Source organism: Rhodococcus sp. P4_F5 (assembly GCF_056401315.1).
Genome location: NZ_JBFUJP010000067.1, coordinates 16798 through 27596, shown reverse-complemented (window position 1 = coordinate 27596; position 10799 = coordinate 16798). Strand labels below are relative to the sequence as shown.

At 68.2% G+C, this 10799-nt stretch carries 9 protein-coding genes; 1 reads left to right on the top strand and 8 read right to left on the bottom strand.

Going from position 1 to position 10799, the window contains the following annotated elements:
* From AC1DU4_RS21085 to AC1DU4_RS21055, 7 genes are all read right to left on the bottom strand, one after another.
* On the bottom strand, positions 1-1328 hold a 1328-nt coding region (locus tag AC1DU4_RS21085), incomplete at its 3' end, for an ATP-binding protein (protein ID WP_477843136.1).
* A 774-nt stretch (positions 1329-2102) separates the two neighbouring features.
* Positions 2103-2966 carry an alpha/beta fold hydrolase gene (locus tag AC1DU4_RS21080; protein WP_477843134.1) on the bottom strand — a complete coding sequence of 288 codons (864 nt, stop codon included), beginning with the start codon at positions 2964-2966 and terminating at the stop codon, positions 2103-2105.
* A 107-nt stretch (positions 2967-3073) separates the two neighbouring features.
* Positions 3074-3601 carry an ester cyclase gene (locus tag AC1DU4_RS21075; protein WP_477843132.1) on the bottom strand — a complete coding sequence of 176 codons (528 nt, stop codon included), beginning with the start codon at positions 3599-3601 and terminating at the stop codon, positions 3074-3076.
* 167 nt (positions 3602-3768) lie between these two features.
* Positions 3769-4608, bottom strand: coding sequence for an alpha/beta hydrolase (locus AC1DU4_RS21070; RefSeq protein ID WP_477843130.1), 840 nt, complete (start codon positions 4606-4608; stop codon positions 3769-3771).
* A 55-nt stretch (positions 4609-4663) separates the two neighbouring features.
* Entirely contained in the window at positions 4664-5479 is an 816-nt protein-coding gene (locus AC1DU4_RS21065) for an alpha/beta fold hydrolase (RefSeq protein WP_477843128.1), read from the bottom strand.
* A 23-nt stretch (positions 5480-5502) separates the two neighbouring features.
* The gene (locus AC1DU4_RS21060) at positions 5503-6327 is read right to left on the bottom strand and encodes an alpha/beta fold hydrolase (protein WP_477843126.1); all 825 of its coding nucleotides are present in this window, start codon (positions 6325-6327) and stop codon (positions 5503-5505) included.
* Between the two features lie 85 nt (positions 6328-6412).
* Entirely contained in the window at positions 6413-9151 is a 2739-nt protein-coding gene (locus AC1DU4_RS21055; RefSeq protein ID WP_477843124.1) for a helix-turn-helix transcriptional regulator, read from the bottom strand.
* A 219-nt stretch (positions 9152-9370) separates the two neighbouring features.
* Between AC1DU4_RS21055 and AC1DU4_RS21050 the strand changes: the two genes are divergently transcribed.
* Positions 9371-9886 (top strand): SRPBCC domain-containing protein, encoded by a 516-nt coding sequence (locus tag AC1DU4_RS21050; protein WP_477843122.1) that lies wholly within the window; start codon positions 9371-9373, stop codon positions 9884-9886.
* A 61-nt stretch (positions 9887-9947) separates the two neighbouring features.
* Here AC1DU4_RS21050 and AC1DU4_RS21045 read toward each other — a convergent pair whose 3' ends face one another.
* Positions 9948-10784: a Rossmann-fold NAD(P)-binding domain-containing protein gene (locus AC1DU4_RS21045; RefSeq protein ID WP_477843120.1), complete on the bottom strand. Its 837-nt coding sequence runs from the start codon at positions 10782-10784 to the stop codon at positions 9948-9950.
* Positions 10785-10799 lie beyond the last annotated feature (15 nt).

Below are 10799 nucleotides of genomic sequence, written 5' to 3'. Positions count from 1 at the left end.
GGGCAGGCCAGTGCACGTTCCAGCCAGCGGCGTCCTTCGCTGAGCCGGCCACGGGAGAGCCAGAAGGGATACAACGCGGTGGCCATCCGCAGCCCGACGGCGGCGTCCTCCTCGTCCCCGGTGAGGCTGATCGTCAGCGCGTCGCGCAGATTCGCCTGTTCACGGTCGAGGCGGGCGATCCACGCCCCCTGATTAGCGCTGATCCAATCGTCCGCGGCCTGCAATGCGAGCCGTTCGTACCAGTCGCGGTACCGCCGCAGGAAAGCGGTGTGCTCGCCGGTCTCACGGAGTTTCTCCTCGCCGTAGTCGCGGATCGTCTCCAACATCCGGTACCTCACGGCACGGCCCGGCTCCTCACGGATCAGGATCGACTTGTCGATCAAGGAGGCCACGCCATCCAACAGCTCGCCGTCGACGAAGCCCTCGGAGCAGACGCCCTCGGCCGCGTCCAGTTTGAAGCTGCCCGCAAAGACCGCCAGCCGGTGCCACAGTTTCTGTTCCTGCTCCGAGCACAGATCGTGACTCCAGTCGACGCACGCACGCAGCGACTGCTGTCGCGTCGGGGCCGAACGACTTCCCCTGTTCAGCAACCGGTAGCGGTCGGTCAGTCGTTCCTGGATCTGCTCCGCCGACATCGCCCGCAACCGTGCCGCCGCCAGTTCGATCGGCAATGGCAGACCGTCCAGCTGGCGACAGATCCCGACGACGGCGCCCTGGTTTTCTTCGGTGAGCCGGAACTCGGGAACGGCGGCCGCGGCACGCTCGACGAACAACGTGACCGCCTCGTACTGCGGAAGTCCCTCCAACTGTGGTGCATGCCCCGGATCCGGGACCGACAACGGCGGAACCCGCAGGACCGCCTCCCCGTCGATACCCAGCGGCTCGCGGCTCGATGCCAGAATTCGAACCTCAGGGCACCTGCGCAACAGCACCTCGCACAGTGGCGAGACCGCTTCGACCAGGTGCTCGCAGTTGTCCATGATCAGCAGCAGCCGCAGCGGCGCGAGGTACTCCACCAACATGTCCATGGGAGGACGGGCGGCGCGGACGCGCAATCCGACGGCGATCGCGACCGCGTCTTTCAGAGACTCCGGGTCGTGGACCTCGGCGAGTTCGACCAGTCGTATGCCGTCACCGAAGCCCCTTCGAGAATCTTCGGCGACCTTCAACGCAAGCCGGGTCTTGCCTACCCCGCCGATCCCGGTCAGCGTCACCAAGCGCGAGGTGGCCAGCAGCCGCCTCGCCTCGGTCAACTCACGACGGCGGCCGACGAAACTGGTCAACGCGATGGGCAGGTTCCCAACCATGCCCGGTACGGCGAGCGTCATCCAACCGTCACTTCCGTCGACTGTCCCGATGCCTCCACGGTACGTGGGTACGCCGCCGACCGGCGGGCTGTCAACCACCGAAACGGGCGATCGGGCCCGGAGGCGAATCCGATCTCCACCAGAGACCGGCACGGGCGTCCGGGCGACCCGTCCTGCATCTCAATCCTGGACACCTGACCTGCCCCGGACTCGAAGTCCACCTCGGTTCCGGAACATGCGGAATACGTTCATCCACCAACGGCACGACGGGATCGCTCCGGTCCGACACCTGATCGCGCACAGACCTGACCACAATCTGGAACTCGTCCAGATCTGTGCGATCGGGAGCCCTCCACAAGTGCGACTACCGACTGGTCAACCAACCCGGCCTTCGGTGCAGGAAGTTCGAGACCTCGCCCGCCGGTACTGTCGGCCCGACGAACGCGCCACTGCTGCCCCAGCGGGACGGGCCATCAGTGCAGGTCGCAGCAGCAGACGACCGTTCCCGCTGCACTTGATACGGTGGCGATCGGCAGCAGACGAGGGGGCCATCAGATGCATCAACCCAGTTGGCGGGGAATGACTTTCACGGAGATCGCCCGAACCTGGGTTCGCTACCAACGGGCACGCCTCGCCTGGGGCGTCCCCATCCTGACCTTCGCGGCGGTCATGTCCTACATCAGTCTGCGCATCAACTAGACACACGACATCGTGGACCGGGGACGCACTATCTCTGCAGCCCAGACAATGAACGACCCGACGCCCACGGACAGGAGTCGTGGCGACGGCCGCGCCCTACTCGAGCTGGTCCGCAGTGGCGGCATCGGCGAGAAAGGCCGATACGAGGGTCGCGAAGTCGTCGGGGCACTCGAGTTGCGGCATGTGGCCGACACCGGGAAACAGATGCGTCTCGGCATGCGGGTACATGCTCCGGGCAGCGTCGAGGTGATGTGCAGGCTGAACCCGGTCCCTCTCGCCCCACATGATCAGGGTCGGCCGAGGGTGTCGATTGGCCGCTGCGATGAGTTCGGTACGCCCGGCCGGCCGGATGCCTCGGATCCCGATCTCTGCGCGAACCAGCTCGTACAACACGTCAGCGGGGTCGGGTTGGCGAGCGATGTCCATCGCGAGGTCAATGCGTTTCTTCGTCACGAAGGTGGGATCGGCGAAGATCAGGCGTTCGACCAGGGCTGCGCCGGCCCGGGTGGTGTGGCGGGCAGCAAGCCGACCAATGCCCGGCAGCGCAAGTATCCGCAGCAGAGCTGCCACCTCGGATCCGAATCCCGCACTGTCGACCAGGACCAGGCTGGCCACCCGATCCGGCTCGACCGCGACGAGCTGCTGGGCGATCGCCCCGCCCAGGGAATTGCCGATGACATGCGCAGGCCGGTGTTCGTCGAGTGCATCGAGGGTTTCACAGACGCCGCGGGCGAGCACCTCGAGTGTGGCGGGCTCGGGCCGCCGTGCTGAATACCCGAAGCCGGGAATGTCGAGACCGATCACCCAGTATGCGCCGGACAACCGCGTGTACTGCGGGTCCCAGTCCTCGAGGCTGCGTCCGATGCCGTGCAGCAAGAGCACCGGCGGGTTCTCACGGATTCCCTCGACTCGGACGCGGGTGGGGCGGCCGTTGACGGAGACGATCGTCGATGTGTTCATGCGATCACTTCCTCGGGGCGTCAGGACCGGCTCGGCCGTTGCCGATGCGGCTGGACACGCGGTTGGTCGCTCACCCGCTCCGGACCTTCAAGCGTGAGTCCCACGGTTCAGCCGCGGCGAGCGATGCCCACTACCCGCGTCTTGGCGTTGAAGACGGCCTTCATCGCGCGATCCGCAATCGATCCGTCGGGGGGCAGCATCTTGATCTGGCGAGCGAACTCCATCTGGTCGTAGCGCACCGTGTTGGTGACGACCTTCCCGTCTGCGATGACGAAGTGTTCGATGCCCTCGAAGTCGATTCGCCGCCCGGTGCCCGCGATGCCGAAGAAGGGGCCGACGTGACGACCGGTCAGATGCCAGTGGACGAAGACGTCGCCGCCGGACTGGGCGATCGATTCGATCCCCAGGTCAAAGTCGGGCACGGCGGCGAAGACCTGCTCGAAGTAGGCGGCGATGTCGGCGGTTCCACGACATGTCCCGGTCGGGAAGCGCACGACGGAGTCGGCCGTCCAGAAAGTGCGCAGGCTGTCGATGTCCTTGGCGTTGAGACGGCCAAAGGCCCACCGGACGAGTTCCGCGTCGGAGACGTCCCTTGGCGGGGCTGTGGTGGTCGAGGTGTGGCTGTGATCGGGCATCTCCACTCCATACGCCTTTGTGCGCGGCAAGTTCGCCGGTGCCGCTCGGCAGCTTCCTGTCTCAAGGCTGACGTCGCAGACCGCCGAACGCGCGAGTAGTCGACTACTCGATTGACGACGATGGCGAAACTGGGACCGTCGACACCGGGCCCGGGGAACAGCGCCTGTCAGGAGGTCTGCCGGCTGCGTGGCTGTGTGTCGGCGTGACGCGCCGCCCAGTCCAGTGCGTAGTCGGCGACCGCTTCCCACCCGGGTGCGGCGCAGGTCCAGTGGTCACGGCCGGCGAACTCGTGGTACTCGGTCAGGGCCGGTGACTTGCTGTAGTGCTTGGCATTCGACCTGTTGACCGCCGGCGGCATGATGTGGTCCTTTTCGCCGCCGATGAACAGCAGGGGTGCGCGATCGGCGGTGTAGTCGACCCACGTTTCCTGATGTCCCGGTTTGAAGTTGGCGATCAACCCGTAGGCCCACACCCAGCTGCCGGGCGCGGCGATCGCATAGCGTTCCCACACCTTGTCCGATTCTTCCCGGGTCAGCGTGTTGGTGAATGCGTAGTGGAACTCCTCGGGGGTGAAGCCGACCGCCCTGTGCCGGTTGGCGGGGTTCTTCAGCGCGGGGAACAGCGACTTCACCTGGGACAGCGGATTCACTCGCACCCCCTCCGTCGGGGCGGAATCGACGACGACGGCCGCGGCGCCGAGACCGCGGGCGAGCAGCAACTGCGTGAGGGTGCCACCGAAGGAATGACCAACGATGATCGGCGGGACGTCGAGTGCCTCGATGACGCCGGCGAGGTGGTCCACGGTTTCGGGGACGGTGAGGTCGGCGATGACCTCGGGGTTCTCCCGCAGTGCCTCGACCTCGATCTCGAATCCGGGGTAGGGCGGGGCGATGACCGCGTATCCCTTGGCCTCGTAGTGGCTCACCCAGTGCTCCCAGCTTCGGGGTGTCATCCACAGTCCGTGAACCAGGACGACGGTGTCGGGTTCCGAGGTGTTCCTGGTCATGATCATCGGGCCTTTCTCGGTTGTTGCGTGACGGCGGGTTCGGTGTCGATCCCACTCAGTGGCTGACGGCGGTGGCGGCGCCGACGATGGTCTCGGTCACCCGCCCCGGCTGCGAGACAAGCGAGGCGTGCGAGGCCGAGATCTCGGCGGTGTGGGCTCCGCTTCGCGCGGCCATGAACCGTTGCGCGGCAGGGGGTATCACCCGATCGTTGTCGGAGACCAGATACCAGCTCGGCGTGGTGACCCAGGACGGGTCGGTGGTGGGTTGCAGGTTCGCCCAGAGGGCGGCCGATCGTTGGTGGGCGAACATCTCCGCCGCGGTCGCGGCGGCGACGTCCTGGGTGAATACCTCGTGGAAGTACTCGCGTGCGATGTAGCCGTCGACGTTCTTGCCGCCGATCGCGTCCGGATCGTCTACGACTCGGAGCTGGAGCGCGGGCGGGACGGCCTGGCTGCCGGGGAACCGCAACGGGTCGAGAAGCTGCTGAACCGCCTCGCCGTCCGCCGGGGCGAAGGCGGCGATGTAGACGTTGGCCTTGACGTTCGGATTGTGGATGTTGGTGATGACTGCGCCACCGTAGGAATGTCCGACCAGGACGATCGGACCGGCGAGCCCTGCGAGAACCTTTTCCACCGCCGCCGAGTCGTGCGCCGGTCCGCGCAGTGGATTGTCGGGAACGACCACGTCGTAGCCCTGCGCGCGCAGACCGGCGGCGACGCGGTCCCAGCTGGTGGTGTCGGCGAACGCCCCGTGGACCAGCACGATTGTCGGGCGTGATTGTGCGCCGGCCGGGCTCACGATCATCAACGTGAACGCGGCGACCAGCGCCATGAAGACAACGACGGCTCTGACAGATCGAGATGTGCCCATGACGGCTCCTCTTGGTCGACTATTCAGGAGTTGACGAAGCCGAGCAGGTCGGCGTGCAATCGGTCGCGATCGGTGTCGGGCAGTCCGTGGGGACTGCCGTGGTAGACCTCGAGGACCGCGCCGTCGATCAGCTGGGCCGACCGCTTGCCGCCGACCTCGAAGGGCACGATCTGGTCGTCGTCGGCGTGGATGACAAGGGTCGGTACGTCTACCTTGCTCAGGTCGGGCCGGAAGTCGGTGGCCGAGAAGGCCGCGATGCACTCGTATGCGCCGCGGTGACCGCTTGCCATGCTCTGCAGCCAGAAGGCGTCACGGACTCCTTGCGAGACATCGTTGTTTCGGTTGTTGCCGAAGAACGGGCCGTCGGCAAGATCCCGGTAGAGCTGAGCGCGGTCAGCGATCTCACCGGCCCGGAGGCCGTCGAATGTCTCGATCGGCATGCCTTCGGGGTTGTCGTCGGTACGGACCATGAACGGGGGGACTGCCGAGACGAGCACGAGCTTGGCGACCCGGCGGGTGCCGTGACGGCCGATGTAGTGCACGACCTCGCCGCCGCCGGTCGAGTGCCCGACCAACGTGACGTCGGTCAGGTCGAGGGTGTCCACGAGGGTCGCCAGGTCGTCGGCGTAGGTGTCCATCTCATTGCCGTGCCACGTCTGTGACGAGCGGCCGTGTCCGCGGCGGTCGTGGGCAATGGCGCGGTGGCCGTGCGCCGCCAAGAACAGCGCGGCGGCCTCCCAGGCGTCGGAATTGAGTGGCCAGCCGTGACTGAGGAGGACCGGACTGCCGTCGGTACCCCAGTCCCTGAAGAAGATCTGCGCACCGTCGTCGGTCGTGATGTATGGCATCGGGCGTCTCCTCGGCTTGATCCCCTACCTCAGCGTGCCGCCGAGCCGAGACAGCCGAACCACGCACGGCGCGTAGTCGTGACGGTCAGTCGGCCCTCTCGAACCGTTCGGCGAGTTGGCGTCGTGATGAGATGCCCAACTTCTGGAACACCTTCCGGAGGTGGTAGTCGACGGTGTTCGTGCTGATGAACAGCGTTGACCCGATCTCGGCGTTGGTCTGGCCTGCCGCGGCCAGACGGGCGACGGTCGCCTCGCGCGGAGACATCTCGACACCCGCCACGAGTTGGGGCGTGCTGATCTTCTCGCCCGTCGCCGCAAGTTCCGTCCGGGCCCGCTGTGCAAAGGCCGGGGCGCCCACGCGGTCAAATATCGCGACCGCCGCACGCAGTTGCTCTCGGGCTTCCCGACGACGCCTCACCCGCCGCAGCCACTCGCCGTAGAGCAGGTGCGCCCGACCCAGGTCCGCGGGGACCTGGGCTGTCCGCAGCAACTCGATCGCGCCGGCGAAATGCCGCTCGGCATCGTCGTCCGGTGCCAGCAGGGCCCGGCAGCGCTGGTCGAGCCCGCGGATCCAGGCGGTGCCGCTGGCTCCGGCCATCACGCCGATGGCCTCCCCCGCCCGAGAACCCTCACCGGGGTGGCCGCTGCGCACGGCGGCTTCGACGTAGTCGGCCAACTGGTGGTAGGTGACCTGCAGGAACGGCTCCTCGATCATCGGACGGAACCGCTCGTACGCATCGCGGTAGTGACCCTCGGCGATGTCGCGGACGCCGAGGGCTGTCTGCGCCGATGTGTACACGCCCCCGAACCCCATCGACCGCGTCAACTCGCCAACTGCCTCGACGTGATTGCGTGGTGCGCCCGACCACGTGAGGTAGGAGACGTTGACCACGTTCTCCGCCTCGTACCCGATGGCTCGGCGCAGCTCGCGCACCTGTTCCACGTACAGACCGGCCGCCGACGGATCACCGCGACCGATCTCGAAGAGCGACCGCACCCACAGCACCGTGTCGAGCACCCGAAGCGCGCCCGCGTCGCGCGCGATCGCCGCGAGCCGGCCGAGATACGCCGCACCGGCCTGTTCGTCGAACAACGCGGTGGTGAGAGCGAACCCGACGATCCCGAACTCCGGCAGATCCGCGTCGTCCAGCGCGAACAGGATGCCCAATGCGTCACGGATGAGGGGCACCGCCTCGGCGTACGGCCGCAGGATGTGCGCGCCGAGCGCCCGCAGCACCGCCGCGCGGGGACCGTTGTCGACCAGCGCGCCGGCCTCGAGACGCCGCCCCAGCTCCCGGAGCGTGATCCGCTGCATCAGCAGCTCCGCCATCAACGCCATCTCGAACGCCCTGAGCAGAGCCTTCTGCTCCAACTCGGGGTCGACTCCGTGGAACTCGTCCGCGGCGGCGAGCATGTCCGCCACCGCACCGACAATGCCCACCGGATCGGCCACGAACACCGCCAACGCCGTCCGAGCGGTGATCAACCGTCCACGCTCGACCCGATCGAGACCGGCAGGATCGAGTCTGTCGAGCAGGTCACGAGACAGGTGTCCCGCCCCGGCCGCCCCGGCCGCCTCCGCGGCGGCGAGTAGCCGGTTGTTGCGTTCACGGCTCGGCAACGTGAGGTCGGCCGCGCGTGCCAGCAGGCTCGCCTTCGACATCAGTCCACCGCGATTCGCCGCTCGGTCAGCGACCACTTCCAGCCGCTCGGCCACCGCCGCGTCCGGCCCCGGCGACGCCTCCGCGGCGTGCCACGCCTCCAGTTCCACCAACCCCAGCCGGGCCGCCTCGCACGCCAGGGCCGCATGCACCCGGCGCCGGTCCGTACTGCGTGTGGCCCCGTACACCGCGGCGCGGACCAGCGGATGGCGAAAGACGACGGCGTCGCCGAGCATTACGAAGCCCGACCGCTGCGCCTCTGCCGCACAGTCCGGCGAGAGGTCGAGCCGCGCCGCTGCCGCCGCGATGAGCTGATCTCGACCACTCGACTCGGCCGCCGCCACCACCAGCCACAGCTGCGTGTCCTCGGAGAGCGCCCTGACCTGCCGCAGGTAATGGACCTCCAAGGAGCGGCCGATCGGTACCGGGTCGCGGGACAGCGACATGTCGCTGAGCTGGCGGATGCTGAAATCCTGCGCGAGGTCGATCAGCGCGAGCGGGTTGCCGCCAGTCGCCGTGGCGATCTCGGTCGCGGCCAACGGATCGAAGGTCTCCTGCGCCATGCTCCGCAACAGCTGCACCGCCGACAGACCGTCCAGGCCGGCCAACCGGATCGAGTCGATCCCCGCGAGCTGCACATCGGTCGCCGCGTCGTCGCGGGTGGCGAACAGCAAGACTGCCGACTCGGCCTGCAGTCGACGGGCCACGAACGCAAGCACACCGAGTGAATCCGAGTCGAGCCAGTGCCCGTCGTCGACCGCGCACACCATGGGCGTGCGACGACCCGCCGCGGCGAACAGCGCCAGCATCGCCATCCCCACCAGGAAACGATCGGGGGCGGGGCCCTCCTCGCCGCGCCACGCGACACTCAACGCCTGCTGATGTCGGCGCGAGAGTGCGCTGACGTGCCCGAGGAGCGGGACACCGACGCGGTGCAGTCCCGCATACGGAATCGACGATTCCGCCTCGAAGCCGTCCGCGCGAATCACCTCGATTCCGGGCTGATTCGCGGTGGCGCTGTCCAACAGGGCGGTCTTTCCGATCCCGGGCTCACCGCGGATCACGACTGCACGCCCGCGTGCATTACGGGCACCGGTCACCAAAGTCCGCAGCGCGCGAATCTCCTCGGCCCGGCCGAAGAGTGCAGGGGCACCGTTCTTCACAAGGAAAGTAGACCCAGTCGCGGCGCGGATTGCATCCGGAAGTGGAGAAGTCGACCGACTCGATGATCGAGCGGCGGCGMCGCCGCGTTTGGCCTTGCGCGGCGCAGTTCACGCCGATCTGTCGTCGCGCTGTCGTCGCGCAACGACGCCCTCGGAACGACACCTGGAGGAGAATCCACAACCGGTCAGACCCCGGAAACGGCTACTGGAGGAGAACCCGTGATCCACGGAACCCTGGAATCGATCGACGGTCATCCGACACTGCGCTTCGAGCTCGGCCTCGCCGACCCGGTCGAGCGCGTGTGGCGGGCGGTCAGCGTGCCGGCAGAACTCGAGCGCTGGTTCCCCGCCGCCGTCGACTGGACACCGGCGGTGGGCGAGACCTTCGAGGCCGGCGGCGCGACCCTCGAGGTGACGGAGGTCGATCCGCCCCATCGCCTGGCCTGGACCTACGCCGGGCTGCCGCAGAGCTTCGAGGTCGCCGCCGAGGGCGACGGCTGCCGGCTGGCCTTCAGCTGCGCGATCGACGACGACCTCACCCTCGTGGCGCAGACCGCGACCGGCTGGCAGGCCTACCTGTTGCGGCTCGATCCACACCTGCGCGGCGAGCACGTCACCGAAGAGATGGCACATGAGAAGTGGGCGGAGATTCACGAACGGTACGCCGAACTCTTCGGGGTCGACCCGGAGCCGGGACGGAAGTTCGCGGCCGCTCTCCGGGCCCGCCAGGGATGACCGGGTAGACCCGACCGGCGGCCGGCGTCGTCGCTTCCCGCCGACCGGGCCGCCTCTGACGTCAGGCGGCCGAGACCGGATCCGGCGACCAGACGCCGGTGGCCGCGGCGGCGCGCGCGTAGTCGACGAAGTCGCGGGGGCGCCGGCCCAGGACACGCTCGACGTCGTCGGTCAGGTACGCGTTGTGTCCGTCGAGCACGCGGGCGAACAGCTCGGACAGTGGCTCGATCTCCTCGGCCGGGACGCCCGCCCGCCCGGCCGCGTCGGCATACTGCTCGGCGGTGACCGGCAGGTATCGAATGTCGCGGCCGGTCGCCCGGGTCAGCTCGCCGGCGACGTCGGCAAAGGTGACCAGGCGGGGCCCGGTGAGCTCGTAGGTCCGCCCGGCGTGGCCGTCTCGCGTGAGCGTCGCGACGGCCACGTCGGCGACGTCCTCGGTGTCGACGAACGGCTCGGCGACATCCCCCGCGGGCAGCGCGATCACCCCGTCGAGCACCGGCTGGACCAGGAAGTGCTCGCTGAAGTTCTGCGCGAACCAGGCGCAGCGCAACACCGTCCACTCGGCGCCGGAGCCACGCACCGCGTCCTCGGCCGGCACGGCGTCGGGCTCGCCGCGCCCGGACAGCAGCACCAGCCGGCGTGCGCCGCCGGCCACGGCCGCCCGGGCGAACGCGCCGACCCGCTCGGCCGCACCCGGGAACGAGACGTCGGGGTAGTAGCAGATGTACACCGAGTCGGCGCCGCGCAGTGCCGGCTCCCAGCTGGTGTCGTCGTCCCAGTCGAACGGCACCGCGCCGGCACGCGAGCCGATGCGCACGTCCGTGCCGAGGTCGCGCAGCCGCGCCGCGACCCTGCTGCCGGTCTTGCCTGTCCCGCCAAGTACGAGTGTCGTTGTCATGCAGACGAGTCAACC

Coding starts and splice junctions, on each gene's coding strand:
- AC1DU4_RS21070 (WP_477843130.1), bottom strand. CDS start 4,608: ATGACCAGGAACACCTCGGAACCCGACACCGTCGTCCTGGTTCACGGA.
- AC1DU4_RS21080 (WP_477843134.1), bottom strand. CDS start 2,966: ATGAACACATCGACGATCGTCTCCGTCAACGGCCGCCCCACCCGCGTC.
- AC1DU4_RS21060 (WP_477843126.1), bottom strand. CDS start 6,327: ATGCCATACATCACGACCGACGACGGTGCGCAGATCTTCTTCAGGGAC.
- AC1DU4_RS21065 (WP_477843128.1), bottom strand. CDS start 5,479: ATGGGCACATCTCGATCTGTCAGAGCCGTCGTTGTCTTCATGGCGCTG.
- AC1DU4_RS21075 (WP_477843132.1), bottom strand. CDS start 3,601: ATGCCCGATCACAGCCACACCTCGACCACCACAGCCCCGCCAAGGGAC.
- AC1DU4_RS21045 (WP_477843120.1), bottom strand. CDS start 10,784: ATGACAACGACACTCGTACTTGGCGGGACAGGCAAGACCGGCAGCAGG.